Below are 15603 nucleotides of genomic sequence, written 5' to 3'. Positions count from 1 at the left end.
CTGGATCTTGTCCCGCTCCTCGCGCGTCAACCGCGGTCCTGGCATGAGGATCTCCTATCAGCCGCCACCACTTGCAACAACCGATTGAGACCAGGGACCTTTCCTGGTGTTCAGGAGAGCAGGAAGTACATGGAGCTGGACAAGGCACTCGACCTGATCGCCGACGTGCCGGACTTCCCGGAACCCGGCGTGCTGTTCCGGGACCTGAGCCCGCTGTTCGCCGACGCGGCGGGCTTCAAGGCCGTCACCGACGCGCTGGCCGCCACCGTCGATCCCGAGGTCGATCTGCTGGCCGGGGTGGAAGCGCGCGGATTCCTGCTGGCGGCCGCCGTCGGTTACGCCCGTGGCCTCGGTGTCGCGCTGATCCGCAAGCCCGGCAAGCTGCCCCGGGTCGCGGGCAGGGTCGGGTACACGCTGGAGTACGGCACCGCGACCGTCGAACTGCCCGAAGGGGTCGTCGAGCCCGGCCAGCGTGTCGCGATCCTCGACGACGTGCTCGCGACCGGTGGCACGGTCGCGGCGACCTGCGAACTGCTGGAAGACGCGAAGGCCCAGGTCACCGGGGTTTCGGTGGTCATGGAACTCGGCGCGCTCGGTGGTCGTTCCGTGCTTGAGGGGCGCCGCGTGGAGGCCCTCCGGGTGTGTTGACCGGGCGTACCAAGTGAGCCGCGAGGGGGAGCGGTTACCCTTGATGTCCGAAGGCCGCACGAAGCGCAGGAGGTGCGGGTGAGCCAAGAGCTCGATGCCGCGGTGTCCTCGAAGGACGGCACCGAGCAGAACGGTGTGGCGCGACAGGGGGCAGCGCCGACGCCGTCCGCGACGCGCCGCGTGCGTGCCCGCCTCGCCCGCCGGATCACCGCGCAGCGTGCCGCACCGGTCAAGCAGGTTCTCGAGCCGCTCGCCGTCATCCACCGCGAGCTGCATCCCAACGCGGACCTCGCGCAGCTCCAGCGCGCCTACGACGTCGCCGAAGAGCTGCACCGGGAGCAGCGGCGCAAGTCCGGCGACCCGTACATCACGCATCCGCTCGCGGTCGCGACCATCCTCGCCGAACTCGGCATGGACACCACGACGCTGGTCGCGGCACTACTGCACGACACCGTCGAAGACACCGGCTACTCGCTGGAGAGCCTGAAGGCCGACTTCGGCGAGAAGGTCGGCGAGCTCGTCGACGGCGTCACCAAACTGGACAAGGTCAAGCTCGGCACGGCCGCCGAGGCCGAGACCATCCGCAAGATGGTCATCGCGATGGCGCGCGACCCGCGTGTGCTGGTCATCAAGCTGGCCGACCGGCTGCACAACATGCGCACGATGCGCTTCCTGCCGCCGGAGAAGCAGGCCCGCAAGGCGCGCGAGACCCTGGAGGTCCTCGCCCCGCTGGCGCACCGGCTCGGCATGGCGACGGTCAAATGGGAGCTGGAGGATCTGGCCTTCGCCATCCTGCAGCCGAAGAAGTACGACGAGATCGTCCGCCTCGTCGCCGATCGCGCGCCTTCGCGCGACACGTACCTGCGGTCGGTGATCACCGAGCTGACCAGCAATCTGGAAGGCTCGCGGATCACCGCCAAGGTCGAAGGCAGGCCGAAGCACTACTACTCGATCCACCAGAAGATGATCGTCCGGGGCCGCGACCTCGACGACATCCACGACCTGGTGGGTGTGCGGATCCTGGTCGAGGACGTCCGTGACTGTTACGCCGCGATGGGTGTCGTCCACGCGCTGTGGCAGCCGGTCCCGGGCCGGTTCAAGGACTACATCGCGCAGCCGCGTTTCGGTGTGTACCAGTCGTTGCACACCACGGTGATCGGCCCGGACGGCAAACCGCTGGAAGTCCAGATCCGGACCTACGAGATGCACCGCACCGCCGAGTACGGCATCGCCGCGCACTGGCGGTACAAGGAGACCAAGGGCACCCACAACGGGAACGCCATGGACGTCGACGAGATGGCGTGGATGCGCCAGCTGCTCGACTGGCAGCGTGAAGCGGCGGACCCGGGAGACTTCCTCGAGTCGCTGCGCTACGAGCTCGCCTCGCGCGAGATCTTCGTGTTCACGCCCAAGGGTGACGTGATCACGCTGCCGGTCGATTCGACGCCGGTCGACTTCGCCTACGCCGTGCACACCGAGGTCGGGCATCGCTGCATCGGGGCCCGCGTCAACGGCAGGCTCGTCGCGCTCGAGCGCAAGCTGGAGAACGGCGAGGTCATCGAGATCTTCACCTCGAAGGCCGAGACGGCGGGGCCGAGCCGCGACTGGCTGCAGTTCGCCGGTTCGCCCAAGGCCCGCGCGAAGATCCGGCAGTGGTTCGCCAAGGAACGCCGCGACGAGGCGATCGAAGGCGGCAAGGAGGCCATCACCAAGGAGGTCCGCAAGGTCGGCCTCCCGATCCAGCGGCTGGTCTCCGCCGAGTCGATGGGCGCGGTCGCCACCGAACTCCGGCACCCCGACATCAGTTCGCTGTACGCGGCCGTCGGCGAGGGCCACACCAGCGCGAAGCACGTCGTGCAGCGGCTGGTCGCGCTCATCGGCGGGGTCGACGAGGCGGAGGAGGAGCTCGCCGAACGCGCGACACCGTCCACGGTCACCCGCCGCCGCGGCTCGAACGACGTCGGTGTCGTGGTGAAGGGCGCCAGTGACATCTGGGCCAAGCTCGCCCGCTGCTGCACGCCGGTGCCCGGCGACGAGATCCTCGGTTTCGTCACCCGGGGCGGCGGCGTCAGCGTGCACCGGACCGACTGCACCAACGCCGACGACCTGCGGGCCCAGCCCGAGCGGCTCGTCGAGGTCGAATGGGCGCCGTCGGCGTCTTCGGTCTTCCTCGTCGCGATCCAGGTCGAGGCGCTGGACCGGCACCGCCTGCTCTCGGACGTCACGAAGGTGCTCGCGGACGAGAAGGTCAACATCCTGTCCGCGTCGGTCACGACTTCACGCGACAGGGTAGCGGTGAGCCGCTTCTCGTTCGAGATGGGCGACCCGAAGCACCTCGGGCACGTGCTGAAGGTGGTCCGAGGCGTCGAAGGTGTTTACGACGTGTATCGGGTCACTTCGGCTTCGTGATCTTCGGTGGGTCCCGGCTACACCCGGGCCCCGCCCCACCGCCGCCCTCAACGGACAGGCTTCGCCTGACTGATTGGATTCATGCATGACTGACGGGTTCGAGTTCACTCGCGACGGCGAGGTCGCGCGGCTGACGTTCACCAGGCCGGAGAAGATGAACGCGATCACCTACGGGATGTGGTCGGCGATCCCGGACGTGGTGGCGCGGGTGGAGGCGGATCCGGCGGTCAAGGTCCTCGTGCTGACCGGCGCGGGCGCGCATTTCTCGGCGGGCGCGGACATCAGCGAGTTCCGGGAGCTGCGCTCGACCGCCGACGCGGCCGAGACCTACGACAAGGCCGTCGACGGTGCCGTGGCGGCGCTGACGGCGTCGCGGAAGCCGACCGTCGCGATGATCCAGGGCAACTGCATCGGTGGCGGGTGCCAGATTTCGGTCGCCTGCGACTTCCGCTTCGCGGCGGAGGGCTCACGCTTCGGCATCACGCCGGCGAAGCTCGGGATCGTCTACCACTTCGGCTCGACACGGCAGCTGGTCTCGCTCGTCGGCCCGGCGCACGCGAAGTACTTCCTGCTCTCGGGTGAACTCGTCGACGCACGCCGCGCGAGGGAGATCGGGCTGCTGAACGACGTCTTCCCGGTCGATGAGCTGGAGGCCGCGACCGGGAAGTTCGTCGAGACGCTGGCTTCGCGTTCGCAGGCATCGGTGCGCGGGATGAACCGGATCATCGAGAAGATCGTGGCGGGACAACAGGAATCCGATGCAGAAGTCGACGAGATCCGGCTCGGTGCTCTGCACGGTGAGGACTACGCCGAGGGAGTGGCCGCGTTCCTGGCGCGGCGGCCGCCGAAGTTCACCTACCGCTGAGCCGGCCGCAGGCGTGAGGGCTGACGCGAGACTTGCCGTGTCGCGAGCCGGAGACCGGCCCGCAGGGGGCTGATCATGACCCAACCGTCCACAAGGGACATCAAGGCTCGCCCGATGCCCGATTTGAGCGCTTTGCGCGGGGGTCGTGAGTGGCAATGATCGTTCTAACCGTCATTACCGCTCACGAGACCCCGCGCTAGATCTCGTCCCACGGGTTGCTTTCGTACGCCTCGGTCAAGATCCGTCCCGTCTCCGGAGCGAACGGCAGCACGACGTCGTCCACCGACGCCACCGGCCACCCGACCGACTCCGAATTGGTCAGGAACATGGCGTCGAACCCGGGAAGATCGCCAGGGCGGACGTCGCGGATCTCTTGCGGGATCCCGTTCCGCTCGAGGCCGCGACGCACCAGCTGCCGGCTGATCCCGTCGAGCACCGGCGCCTGCGGCCAGACCACGGTGTCACCGTCCAGGAAACCGACGTTCCAGATCGACGCCTCGCTGACCCGGCCCTGGTGGTCGACGAACAGCGCGTCGTCGTATCCCGCCAGCTTCGCCTCGCGCGTGTGGTGGAGCAGCCCGAACGTGCCGACGTGCTTGACCTCCGGGAGAACCCGCTCGTAGCGCACGGATCGCAGGCGCAGCGGTGTCATCTCGTGCTCCCGGGGCGGCCCTGTCCGGACGAGGACATCCGGTGCCGCCGGTGCGCCGGGGCCGGCCCAGTCCAACGCCCGCGAGAAGATCAGCACCCGTACGGACAGCGCGTCCTCACCCCGGATGGCCTGCCGTACATACCCGCGCACCGCCTCGGTGTCGAGGTCGTGGGCGAACATGCGCCGCGTGCTCGTCGCGAGACGGCGAAGGTGGATGTCCAGCCCGCGGACCTTGCCGTCGCGGACCTGCATCGCGGTGAAGTGGCCATAACCGAACGCGCCCGCCAGGTCTGCCGACCGGGCGGGCGCGCCGTTGACTTCCAGCTTCACGTCAGGCGTCGACCGTGACGCCGGTGAACTTGACCTCGGTGTTGGGCGGGCCGGTGCCGTCGCCGTTGCCGGCCTGCGCGTTCGCGCCCGCCTTGGCGACCTTGTCGAGCACCTTCAGGCCCTCGTCGGAGATGCTGCCGAAGACCGAGTAGTCCGGGGACAGTTCGGCCTCGCCGTAGACCATGAAGAACTGGCTTCCGCCGGAGTTCGGCTGCTGCGTCTTCGCCATCGCGAGGATGCCGCGCCCGTACTTGATCTCCGGGAACGCCTCGTCCGGCATGGTGTAGCCCGGGCCGCCCATACCGCTGGCCTCGGGGTCACCGCACTGCAGCATCTGCAGGCCGGTGGTGCCGAGCCGGTGGCATTTGGTGTCGTTGAAGTAGCCCTGCTGGGAGAGGCTGATGAAGCTCTGCACGGCGCACGGGGCGAGCGCCCGATCGAGCGTCAGCGGGATGTCGCCCGCGGTGCTCTTCAGCACGACGTTCACCGTGCCGTTCGAGGAGACGTCCTTGCCTTCCGGCTTGTTCACCTTCTTCGAAGCGGGCTTGCTGGTGTCGTCCTTGTAGTCACAGGCCACCGGGTTCGCCAGCGGCGTCGGCCGCTTCGGCATCGGAGCGCGCTCCGTGGGGATGGTGACCTCGGGGGTCGGAGGAGCCGAGCTCGGGGAAGCGTCGGAGGCGGCATCGTCACCACTGTTGCTGCTGACGATCCACCACACCGCGCCCGCCACGATGGCGACGACACCGACGACCGCTACCGAGCCGACGATCCTGCGCCGCTTGGCCTGTTCGGCCCGTCGCACGATCTGTCGCTCGAGCTTGCGCTTCGCGGCTTCGCGGCGCTGCTGGTTGGTCGGCACCCGCCCTCCCGGTTTCCACTCGATGTCACACGTCTGAGGTAGCGGGAGTCTATTGGCACAGCCTGTGAGGCCCCCGTACAGGGGCCGCTAGGCTTACTTGATCGTGATCAGGACCATCCTGTCACCTGTTCGGCGGAAGAACTGAGGAGGCGTTTCGTGCTGGTTGTCGGTTTTCCGGCAGGCCCCCTCGAAGCCAACTGCTACCTGCTCGCCCCTGAAGGCGGTGGGGACTGCGTGATCGTCGATCCCGGGGAGGATGTCGCCGGGCCGCTCGAGGCCGCGCTTTCCACGCACGGCCTGACGCCGGTCGCGATGCTCGCCACCCACGGCCACCCCGATCACGTCGCTTCGGCGGACGAGATCGGCGTGCGCCACGGAATACCCCTCTATCTGCACGAGGCGGACCGGCCACTCCTCGGCCGGGACGCCGGAGAACGGAAGGACGGGATCGTGCCACTCGCCGATGGCCCGCTCGCGCTGGCCGGACTGGAGATCACGGTGTCGGCTACACCGGGGCACACCGCCGGTTCGGTGGTGTTCGGGCTGACCTCCGCCGAGGGCGGCCGGATCGTGCTCACCGGGGACAGCCTGTTCGCCGGTTCGATCGGCCGGTCCGCCGGGGACGGTGACGAACTCGTGCGGTCGCTCGGGGCCAAGGTGATGACTCTGCCCGACGAAACCGTCGTTCTCCCGGGCCACGGCCCGGCCACCACGATCGGGCAGGAGCGGGCGGGAAACCCGTTCCTGGCCGGGACGGGTGCGTGATGACCGAGCCGACCGGGACCCCGGAGACCCCCGAACGTCTCCCGCTGTTCCACGACGACCCCAAGCTGCGCCGCAAGCGGGGCTGCTCCAGTGTTGCCGGAGTCGTGATCTTCGCGGCCGCGTTCGGCGGGATCGCCGGGCTGATCGGCGGTGAGATCGCGGGGCTCGTGGTCGCCGGCGTGATCGCGATCCCGCTGCTCTACATCATGTTCTACAACCTCCGGCGCCGGGTCTGGCTCGAAGGCGACACCCTCATCGTGCGGACCTGGGGTGTGCGGCGGATCGACCTGAACGCGGCCGAGCGCATCGACCTGGTGATCAGCGACGTGCGTGGCACCCGGACGGTCAGCCTGCTGGTCAACGCCGGCAAGCGCCGCAAGGTCGTGAAGGTCGACCTGGCCGTCTACTCCGGCGCGGGCGGCCGGGAACTGGGCATCCTGCAGCTGCGCAAGCTGGCGAACGCGCTGCTGAACAACACCGAGGCGAACGGCCTGGTGTTCTCGGAACTGCTGGTGGCCCAGCTGAAATCGGAGGCGCGCGGGGACGCGGCGGCGGAGCGGCCGCTCTACCGGCTGGCGTCGGCGGCGCCCGCCGGGAAGTACATCCAGCGGTTCACGATGGAGGCGGTCAGCCGGTTCGTGGCGACGCTGGACTGATTGCGGACGGCGCTCTGCCTCGTGAGTGGTAAGGACGGTTAGAGCCAACGATGTCTTAGGTACCTGCCGAGGTGGGGGTCCGTGAAGGCCTCCTTGCCTACCCTGAAGGTAGGCAAGGAGGCCTTCACGGACTACGCGATCGCCATCCGCCGCCCAGGCTGCGCCACCTCCTCAGCCGAGGAAACTCTGGCTCAGTACATGAAGGCCCCCACCCTGTACCTAGGCGCAAGGGAGGGGGTCTTCATGTACTTCAAGGCGACCACAAGGCCGACGGCGGCATGGTCAGTCAAGTCTCGTGAGTGGTAAGGACGGTTAGAACCGTCCTTACCACTCACGAGGCGTCGGTGCGGGTCTCCAGCTTCTCCAGCCGCGCCTTGATCTCCTCCAGCTGGTAGACGATCTCCGGCAACTCGCCCGCGGCGAAGGTCGCCAGCCGCTCCGAGTGCTTGAGCGTCGACCGCACGTCGTCGAGCGCGACGGCGATCTTGGGTACCGCCTCGACGGCTTCCAACGTCGAGACGAGCACGCGCCGCGCGACGGCGGTCAGCTGTCTGGGGACGGCGAACACGTCGAACATGGCCCCTCCGATCACGCAGCGAACCTCGGGTGCGGCCTCTTCGTACCCGACTTCGGCCCGTGATCGCGCGGTGGGCTCGCACTTTGGGGCGTCTGTGGCTACAGGGACTCTTGGGGCTCCCGCGAGGCGATCAGCGCGGCCAGCACGGTGGTGACCGGGACCGCCGCGACGATGCCGACGCTTCCGGCCAGCGTCCGGACGATCTCCTGCGCGATGTCCTCCGCGCCGAGGATCGAACCGAGCCCGACCCCGGACAGCGACGTGTACAGCAGCACCGGCAGCGCGGCGCCCGCGTACGCCATCACGAGGGTGTTGACCGCCGAGCCGACGTGGTCGCGGCCGATCCGGAGGCCCGCGCCGTACAGCTCACGCCAGCCGAGCGACGGGTTCGCCCGCCGGAGCTCCCACACCGCGCTCGTCTGCGTCACCGTGACGTCGTCCAGCACACCGAGCGCGCCGATCACGACGCCGGCCAGCAGCAGGCCGCGCGCGTCGATCCCGTGCCCGAGCGAACCGATCAGCTGGGAGGTGCTGTCGTCGAGCCCGGTCAGTGACGCCGCGGCCGAGAAGATCGCGGACAGGACGCCGATCAGGACCAGGCTCACCAAGGTGCCCAGCACCGCCACCGACGTTCTCGCGGTCAACCCGTGCGTCAGGTACAGCGCGGCGAACATGATCGCGCCCGCGCCCGCGATCGCCACCAGCAGCGGGCTTTCCCCGGCGAGGATCGACGGCAGCACGAAGAACGCCAGCACCAGGAAGCTCAGCCCCAGCGCGACCAGCGCGGCGAGCCCCCGCCAGCGGCCCAGCACGATCACCGCGAGCGCGAACAACCCGGCGAGCAGCAGCAACGGGGTTCCGCGCTGGAAGTCGACTATCTGGAACGACGCGGGGTTGGCGACGTCGCCGCCGTTGTAGGACAGCACCACCTCGTCGCCCGCGGCGAACCGCGGCGTGCTCGGCTCGATGGGAAGCGTCAGTCTCAGCGACTTCCCGGCCCCGGGGCCGTCGGTCATCGTCAGTTCGCTGGTGAGACACGGCTTCGCGTCCGGCGGCGGCTCGCCGACCTGCACCTGCCCCTCGGCGAGACACGGGCCGGTGATCGTCCCGGTGATCGTCGCGTTCACCGGGACGCCCTGGGGGAAGACGCTCTTCGCCGGATCCTTGCCCCACGGGTAGAGCACGATCATCCCGACGACGGTGGCGACGGCGAGCGGGATCAGCAGCCACATCAGCAGGAGACGGACCCGTTTCGACGCCGGTGCGGCCGGCCCGTGGCCGTGCGAGTGCCCGTGACCGGCGGGTGGCTCGGGCTTCGGTTCGGGCTTCGGTTCCGGGGCGCGACGTCGGCCCGGCTCAGCCTGCCGCGGCCGCTGGGCCGGGGGACGGGGGCGCCGCGCTCCCTCGGGCGGCGGAGTCCGGCGCGGCGAACGGGACGTTCCGGGCGAACGATCGGACGGGGCGTCCGTAACCCGGCGAATCGGGCCGGTGTCGTCGTCGGAGATGTCGCGGCGGTTCACCCGCACATCCTCCACAGTCCACGGCGCGCGCCGCACACGGCCTAGCCGAACGCCTGCCGAAGGTGGACACGGCGATAGGCCGAAGGCGGGGTGTCGAAGTGATCGAGGAAGGCCTGGCGCAGTGTCTCGGTCGAGCCGAAACCGCATCGTCGCGCGATCGAGGTCAGCGGAAGTTCGGTGCCGCACAACAGTTTCGCCGCGTTCTCGGTCCTCGCCGCCCGTACGTACCTGCTGGGCGTGGTGCTCAGGTGCGCGTCGAACAGCCTGGTCAGCTGCCGGGTGCTGATCCCGGCCCGTTCGGCGAGGACGGTGGTGCCGAGATCGCCCGCCAGATGTTCCGCCACGTACGCGGTGATGTCGCGGACGAGCCGGTTCTCCGGCGGCGGCCCGGACAGGAACATGCTCACCTGCGCCTGGTTGCCCGGCCGTTGCAGGTAGGTCACCAGCATGCGGGCGACCTCCCTGGCCACACTCGGGCCGTGGTCGGCCTCGACGAACGCGAGCGTGAGATCGATCCCGCTGGTGACACCCGCCGCCGTGTAGACGTTGCCGTCGCGCACGTACAGCGGCACGGGATCGACGTTCACCTGCGGATAGCTCGTCGCGAGCCGGTTCGCGAACCGCCAGTGCGTGGTGGCACGCCGCCCGTTGAGCAGCCCGCACGCGGCGAGCACCGTGGCGCCGGTGCACACCGAAGCGACGCGACGGCTCTGCTGTGCGAGCCTGCGGACATGGGTGACGACCCTCGGGTCGGCGGCGGCCGCCTCGTGCCCGGTGCCGCCCGCGACGATCAGCGTGTCCAGTTCGCCGGTCACCTGGTCGAGCCGGTGCTGCGCCTGCAGCGTCAGCCCGGACTCGCAGCGGATGCCCCGCCCGTCGACGCTCGCGAGCATGATCTCGTACCCCGGCCTGCCACCGAGTTTGGTCGCGGCGTCCAGGACGTCCGACGGACCGGCGATGTCGAGCAACTCGGCGTTGCTGTAGCCGACGATCAACACTCGTCTGGGTGAACCCGGCATGATCGAACGCTACCAGTAGTGCCCGGCCGTCGGACGTTGTTCGCAGGAATCCGGACATCCGGGCCACCGCGGTCCCGCGCCTGCGACACCGTTGTCCCATGACAGACGACAAGAAGACGATCGCGTTCGTGGTGTACCCGGGGATGACCCCGCTGGACATGGTCGGGCCGCTGACCGTGCTGGACGGGATGGCGAGCACGGCGCAGGAGTACCGGACGGTCGTGGTCGGCGAGACGAAGGACCCGGTCACCACCGACAACCCGCTGAAGCTCGTGGCGACCCACACCTACGACGAAGTCCCGTCGCCGTACGCGCTGCTCGTACCCGGTGGCGCCGCGCCGACGCTGAAGGCGCTCGCCGACGAGAAACTGGTCGGATACCTGCGGACCGCCGGGGCGAACGCGGAACTCGTGACCTCGGTGTGCACGGGATCGCTGCTGCTGGGACAGGCCGGACTGCTGAAGGGCCGCAAAGCCACGACACACTGGATGTTCCGTGAGCTGCTGGGCGCTTTCGGCGCGGAGCCCGTCGCCGAGCGCTGGGTCGAGGACGGGAACGTGATCACCGCCGCCGGGGTGTCGGCGGGGATCGATCTCGCGCTGCATCTGGTCGAGCGGCTCGTCGGCGCCGAGATCGCCCGGACGATCCAATTCGTCATCGAGTACGACCCCGAGCCGCCGCAGGGGCCGCTCGACTGGTCGAAGCGGCCGTACGGGGATCTCAAGCCCCTGCTGGAGCACACGCTGAACGAAGCACTCGCGGACGAGCCCGCGTTACGGGACAAGCTGCTCGTGCACACCGGGAAGTAAGAGGCGGCCATCCGGGTGAGAAGCCGCTGTCACGGGGACGGCACCGGGTTACATTCTGGGTCATCCGTCCAGGTGATAGGTGGTTCGTGGAGTTCAAGGTGCTCGGCCCGCTCGCGGCCTCGGTCCCGCTGCCGTCGGCGGCTCAGCCCCGCCGGGTGCTCGCGGTGCTCCTGGCCCGGCCGAACGAGTTCGTCCACCGGGACACCCTCGTGGACGAACTCTGGCCGCAGGGGCCGCCTTCGAGTGCCGCCGCGGTCGTGCAGATGGCGGTCTCCAAGCTGCGCAAGGCGTTGTCGCCCGGTGTACCGGTGGACGACGCCCGGCAGCGGCTGCGGCCCGGCCGGAACGGCTACCGGCTGACGGTGTCGGACGGGGAACTGGACGTCACGGCCTTCTCCGAGCTGACCGCCGCGGCCGCGAAGGTGGCCGGTGCCGAGCGCAGGGCATTGCTCGAACAGGCGCTGGGGTTGTGGCGTGGGCGGGCGTTCGCCGACGTGCCTGCCGGTCCGCTGGTGGAGGCGCACCGGCTGTGGCTCGAGGACCGGCGGTGTTCGGTACTGGGCAAGCTCGTGGAGCTGGAACTGGTGGCGGGTGACCACAAGGCGGTCGCCGACCGGTTGGGACCCGAACTGGCCGCCCGGCCGGGTGACGAGCGCCTGGCCGGATCGCTGGCCGAGGCACTGGACGGGCTCGGGCGCCGGGACGCGGCGCTGGCCGTGCTGGACCGATGCCGCCAGGCGTTGTGGGAGCACGCCGGTGTCTCGCCGGGGGAGGATCTGCTCGCGGTCCGCCGCCGGATCGCGGGCACCGGCTGGTCCGCGGGCGGTGCGCCGTGCCGCCTGCCGTCGGCGACACCGGATTTCACCGGCAGGGTCAGGGAACTGGCGGAGGTGGGACGCGCGCTGCGCGGACCGGCGCCGGTCGTGCTCCATGGCGCGGCGGGATCGGGGAAGAGCGCGCTGGCCGTCCAGGTCGCGTGGCGGGTGCGCAAGCGGTTCCCGGACGGGCAGCTCGTCGCCGATCTGCGTGACACCGGCGACGTGCTCGCCGGGTTCCTCCGTGCGCTCGGCCTCGCGGATGCGGAGATCCCCGCCGACCGGGCCGGGCGGATCTCGTTGTGGCAGAGCCACACCGCGGACCGGCGGCTGCTGGTGGTCCTCGAGAACTGCCGGTCCGAGGCCGAGGTGCGGCCGTTGCTGCCGACCGGTCCCGGCTGCGCGGCGATCGTCACGACACGGCGGCGGCTGGCCGGGCTCGTCGGCGCCCGACCTGTCGAAGTCGGTGCGCTGACCGACGCGGAGTCACGGGACCTCCTCGGTGCGATCGCCGGAGAGGCCCGCCTGTCCGCCGAACCCGACGCGGCCGGCCGGGTGCTGGCCTGCTGCGACGGTCTCGCGCTGGCGGTGCGGGCAGCGGGAATGAAGCTCCTGCATCGGCCGAGGCTGAGCGTCGCCGAGTTCGCGGCGCGCCTGGAGAACGAGCGCCTGCGCCTCGACGAACTCGCCGCCGGAGACCTCGGCGTCCGCCCGGTGCTCGCCGACGCGCTCGCCGAGCTGTCGCCACGACAACGGAAATCCTTGCGGTTGCTCGGTTTCCCCGGTGCCACCGAGTTCGCCGGCTGGTTCGCGACGGCCGTGCTCGGCCGGTCGGCCGGCGAGGCGGCCGAACTGCTCGACGAACTGGTGGACGACCACCTGCTCCAGGCCGAGCCCGATCGAATGGGCGTCCTCCGGTACCGGCTACCGGGCCTGATCCGGCTCGCGCTCCGGGAACCGCCGGACCCCGGAGCCCTTCGGCGCGCACTGACGGTCATGGCGGCGTTGGCCGAACACGCTTCCGCGGCACTCGGCGCCGGGTACCCGCCGTCTAGACCGGCGGACGTCCCGGCGTCGGTTTCGGATCGCGTCGCGGCGGACCCGATCGGCTGGCGTGACGTGGAAACGGCGAACCTCGCGCTCGCCGTCCGCACCGCGAAGAACCACGGTTGGACCGAGCTGGCCATACGGCTCGCCGACGCCTACAGCGATCTCGTCGGCCCGGCGAAAGGCGGATCCCCGGCCTGGCTCGGGTTCGGCATCGTGCGCGATCGCGTCGATCTCCCGGCCGAGGCGGGAAAGCTGCTCAAGCTCGGGCACGCCCACGCCGACGCGGGCGATCTCGCCCGGGCGCGGACCTGTTTCTCGTTGGCGGAGAGCACGTTCCGCTCCGTGGGTGACCATCCCGGCACCGGGTCCGCGCTCATCGCACTAGCCGACGTCGACGCCGACACCGGGCGGACCGGCGCGGCGGTCCACGCGTTGAGGGAGGCACTGGACCTGTTGCGGGACTGCGGCGACCTCGCTGGGCAGGCGACGGCGTCGGCGCAGTTCGGCTCGCTGTGGGACGACCTCGGCGATTTCCGGCGGGCGAAGGAATGTTTCGACGCGAGCCTGCTGCTTTCGCTTCATTGCGAGGACGGGCGGCAGCACGACAGGTCCGCCAAACGGTACGCCGACGTCCTGCGCCGCAACGGCCGTATGGACGAGGCGGGCGAGCTGCTGACGAGCGCGCTGATCGGCACACGAACCTCGCGTGAACGCCACTGGGAGGCGCACGTCCTCCGGAGCTTCGGTGACCTCCACGCGAAGACCGGTGACGCAGGGGAGAGCGAACGATGCCTCTCGCGGTCGCTGGAGCTGTTCGAATACGTCGGACACCGGCATGCCGCCGCGTACACGCACCGGAGCTTCGGCGAATCGCTTCGTCTGGCAGGTGAACACGGCCGCGCCGCCGAGCACCTCGGCCTGGCGATGAGCACCTTCCGTGAACTCGGAGACCGCCGGGGCGGCGGATACGCCCTGCTCAGCTTCGGGCGTCTGCGGGCCGACGAAGGCGTCGCGACCGAAGCCGCCGACGGGCTCCGGACCGCGGCGGGGCTGTTCCGTGAGCTGGGCTTCCCGGTGTGGGAATTGCGCGCGCTCAAGGATCTTTCGGCCGTGGACCGGGGCGGACCCCAGCGAGATCGAGCTCGTGAAGCCTTGACGAAGATCCGCTCCGGGGTGAGACCGGCATAGCCCGGTGGACGACCGCCGGCCGCGGCGTTTGGCGAAGTTATGGCACCGGCGTGTTGACTCCAGCTCAAGTGAGCGGACTTCGCGCCGCCCCGGATTCGCGGCACTGGGGGTGGCGGCGCGTGCTCGTGGCCGGGTGACGCCTTCCGAGGGCAGGAGGCGTCACCCGGTTCGACGCCTAGGACCGGACGTGCAGGATCGCGTCGGCGTCGTTCAGGATTCCTTGGTCGAGCGGGAAGTAACCCTGCCGCGGGACCGGGTCGGTCCGGACGTTCGCGGGCGGGACCTCGGATGCGGTGAGCAGGGCCCAGTCCGTGGTGACGTGTTTCTGAAGGAACCCTTCGTAGGTATCGGGCTCCGGCTCATCCAGCGCTATTGCGTCGCTTCGGCCGAGGCTGGTCGCGACGAAGACGTAGCGGTCGCCGAGCAGCGGAGCCACCAGCGCGCCGGCGGGGAACCAGGTGGTCTCCGTTCCCGCCATCCGCATCGTGCTCGCCTGGCGGCGCAGGTGGAGATTGTGGGCGAAGACCAGCGTCCTGCCCCGGACGGCTTCGGCGGCGCGGATGTCCAGCAGATTCCGCGCCATGATGGCGTCCCTGGTCGCGACGAGAGGCGCGTAGCGCTCGTGTGGCTCCAGTGGTTCGGCGCATTGCCGGTGATAGCGCAGCAGGTCGATACCCGCCATGAGGTGGATCTCCGCCCGCGACCAGTCGTCCGTGACCGGTTCCGGTTTCCGGGAGCGAAGTGCGGCGAGCAGGTCGGCCGCGATCGCGCGCAGCCGGTAAGCGTCGGCCGAGGCGCCGGGCGACGAAGCCGCGTCCAGGACGGCTTCCGTGCGGCCCCAGCGTTCGTCGTCGCCCGCCGGGCCCGCGATATCCACGTCGAGGCCCAGGAAGTCCCGGGCGTGTTCGAGGTAGGGCCGCGGGCTGGGCGCGGAGGTGTTCTCGGTCTGGGTGTCGAAGCCGTGGAACGCAAGCCGCTCTTCGGGAGGCCGGTTCTCGTTGAACTCGCGCATCCAGGCGATCAGCCGCCTGTTCGCCTCCACGGTGCCCAAGACGTGTGAGAAGCCTTCGCTCATCGCGAGGTCGAGGGTTCCGGTGGCGTCGCGGACGAAGTCGTTCGCGGCGAGCGCGGCCACGCGATCCGTTTCGAGGGCGATCGAGCGGAAGCCGCGGTCGACCAGCTGCGCGAACAGTGCGTTGCGGACGTCCGCGAAGACCGGGGTCGCGTGCGTGGGCTCGCCCAGGGCGAGCAGGTCGCAGGAGGGGGTCACGAAGTCTCGGATGTCTTGACTCATGAGGTTCAAGCGTATCGTTGATTACTCGGTTGAAAGTTTTCCCGCCCTCTCTAGCTCATTACTTGCGAAAGTCTCAAACAGCGCTTTAGGTGCCGGGGTTCGGGTGTCGGTCCGTGAAGGCCTCCTTGAGGGACCCAGAGTCCCTCA

Annotated in this window: 13 protein-coding genes; 7 read left to right on the top strand and 6 right to left on the bottom strand. The window is 69.7% G+C overall.

Annotated elements, in window-relative coordinates; translation table 11 throughout:
• Positions 1-129 precede the first annotated feature (129 nt).
• The 3 genes from ACZ3HL_RS37045 to ACZ3HL_RS37035 all read left to right on the top strand — a co-directional run bounded on the left by ACZ3HL_RS37045 (position 130) and on the right by ACZ3HL_RS37035 (position 3922).
• A complete protein-coding gene (locus ACZ3HL_RS37045) occupies positions 130-648 on the top strand; it encodes an adenine phosphoribosyltransferase (RefSeq protein ID WP_465536061.1) in 519 nt (172 codons plus the stop codon).
• Between the two features lie 78 nt (positions 649-726).
• Positions 727-3057, top strand: a complete 2331-nt coding sequence (locus ACZ3HL_RS37040; RefSeq protein WP_465411675.1) for a RelA/SpoT family protein — start codon at positions 727-729, stop codon at positions 3055-3057.
• Positions 3058-3142: 85 nt separating this feature from the next.
• Complete coding sequence (locus tag ACZ3HL_RS37035) at positions 3143-3922, top strand: enoyl-CoA hydratase/isomerase family protein (RefSeq protein ID WP_465536059.1); 780 nt, start codon at positions 3143-3145, stop codon at positions 3920-3922.
• 196 nt (positions 3923-4118) lie between these two features.
• On the opposite strand, the gene ACZ3HL_RS37030 is transcribed toward ACZ3HL_RS37035, so the two are convergent.
• Positions 4119-4904: an aminotransferase class IV family protein gene (locus ACZ3HL_RS37030; protein WP_465536057.1), complete on the bottom strand. Its 786-nt coding sequence runs from the start codon at positions 4902-4904 to the stop codon at positions 4119-4121.
• A gap of 1 nt (position 4905) precedes the next feature.
• The gene (locus tag ACZ3HL_RS37025; RefSeq protein ID WP_465411672.1) at positions 4906-5763 is read right to left on the bottom strand and encodes a peptidylprolyl isomerase; all 858 of its coding nucleotides are present in this window, start codon (positions 5761-5763) and stop codon (positions 4906-4908) included.
• Positions 5764-5919: 156 nt separating this feature from the next.
• Here ACZ3HL_RS37025 and ACZ3HL_RS37020 point away from each other — a divergent pair, with 156 nt between their 5' ends.
• The gene (locus ACZ3HL_RS37020) at positions 5920-6528 is read left to right on the top strand and encodes an MBL fold metallo-hydrolase (protein ID WP_465536055.1); all 609 of its coding nucleotides are present in this window, start codon (positions 5920-5922) and stop codon (positions 6526-6528) included.
• Positions 6528-7184, top strand: coding sequence for a hypothetical protein (locus ACZ3HL_RS37015; RefSeq protein ID WP_465411670.1), 657 nt, complete (start codon positions 6528-6530; stop codon positions 7182-7184). Before ACZ3HL_RS37020 ends, ACZ3HL_RS37015 begins: the two co-directional genes overlap by 1 nt.
• Before the next feature lie 331 nt (positions 7185-7515).
• Here ACZ3HL_RS37015 and ACZ3HL_RS37010 read toward each other — a convergent pair whose 3' ends face one another.
• The 3 genes from ACZ3HL_RS37010 to ACZ3HL_RS37000 form a co-directional block, all read right to left on the bottom strand.
• Entirely contained in the window at positions 7516-7776 is a 261-nt protein-coding gene (locus tag ACZ3HL_RS37010) for a hypothetical protein (protein WP_465411669.1), read from the bottom strand.
• 83 nt (positions 7777-7859) lie between these two features.
• Positions 7860-9281: a YibE/F family protein gene (locus ACZ3HL_RS37005; RefSeq protein ID WP_465536053.1), complete on the bottom strand. Its 1422-nt coding sequence runs from the start codon at positions 9279-9281 to the stop codon at positions 7860-7862.
• A 41-nt stretch (positions 9282-9322) separates the two neighbouring features.
• Positions 9323-10300, bottom strand: a complete 978-nt coding sequence (locus ACZ3HL_RS37000; RefSeq protein ID WP_465536051.1) for a GlxA family transcriptional regulator — start codon at positions 10298-10300, stop codon at positions 9323-9325.
• Between the two features lie 98 nt (positions 10301-10398).
• Between ACZ3HL_RS37000 and ACZ3HL_RS36995 the strand changes: the two genes are divergently transcribed.
• Together ACZ3HL_RS36995 and ACZ3HL_RS36990 are read left to right on the top strand one after the other, a co-directional pair.
• On the top strand, positions 10399-11109 hold the full coding sequence (locus ACZ3HL_RS36995; RefSeq protein ID WP_465536049.1) for a DJ-1/PfpI family protein: 711 nt from the start codon (positions 10399-10401) through the stop codon (positions 11107-11109).
• A gap of 86 nt (positions 11110-11195) precedes the next feature.
• Positions 11196-14162 (top strand): AfsR/SARP family transcriptional regulator, encoded by a 2967-nt coding sequence (locus ACZ3HL_RS36990; RefSeq protein ID WP_465536047.1) that lies wholly within the window; start codon positions 11196-11198, stop codon positions 14160-14162.
• A gap of 175 nt (positions 14163-14337) precedes the next feature.
• On the opposite strand, the gene ACZ3HL_RS36985 is transcribed toward ACZ3HL_RS36990, so the two are convergent.
• A complete protein-coding gene (locus ACZ3HL_RS36985) occupies positions 14338-15456 on the bottom strand; it encodes an erythromycin esterase family protein (RefSeq protein WP_465536045.1) in 1119 nt (372 codons plus the stop codon).
• Positions 15457-15603: the final 147 nt, after the last annotated feature.

It is taken from the genome of Amycolatopsis sp. NPDC000009, assembly GCF_055563465.1.
Note: the sequence above shows the minus strand (reverse complement) of the source record. Positions and strands in the feature narration are given on the sequence as shown.

What these genes read in the sequence shown, in the direction of transcription:
- ACZ3HL_RS37045 (WP_465536061.1), top strand. Translation starts at nt 130, where the DNA reads ATGGAGCTGGACAAGGCACTCGACCTGATCGCCGACGTGCCGGACTTC.
- ACZ3HL_RS37035 (WP_465536059.1), top strand. Translation starts at nt 3,143, where the DNA reads ATGACTGACGGGTTCGAGTTCACTCGCGACGGCGAGGTCGCGCGGCTG.
- ACZ3HL_RS37015 (WP_465411670.1), top strand. Translation starts at nt 6,528, where the DNA reads ATGACCGAGCCGACCGGGACCCCGGAGACCCCCGAACGTCTCCCGCTG.
- ACZ3HL_RS37000 (WP_465536051.1), bottom strand. Translation starts at nt 10,300, where the DNA reads ATGCCGGGTTCACCCAGACGAGTGTTGATCGTCGGCTACAGCAACGCC.
- ACZ3HL_RS36995 (WP_465536049.1), top strand. Translation starts at nt 10,399, where the DNA reads ATGACAGACGACAAGAAGACGATCGCGTTCGTGGTGTACCCGGGGATG.
- ACZ3HL_RS36985 (WP_465536045.1), bottom strand. Translation starts at nt 15,456, where the DNA reads ATGAGTCAAGACATCCGAGACTTCGTGACCCCCTCCTGCGACCTGCTC.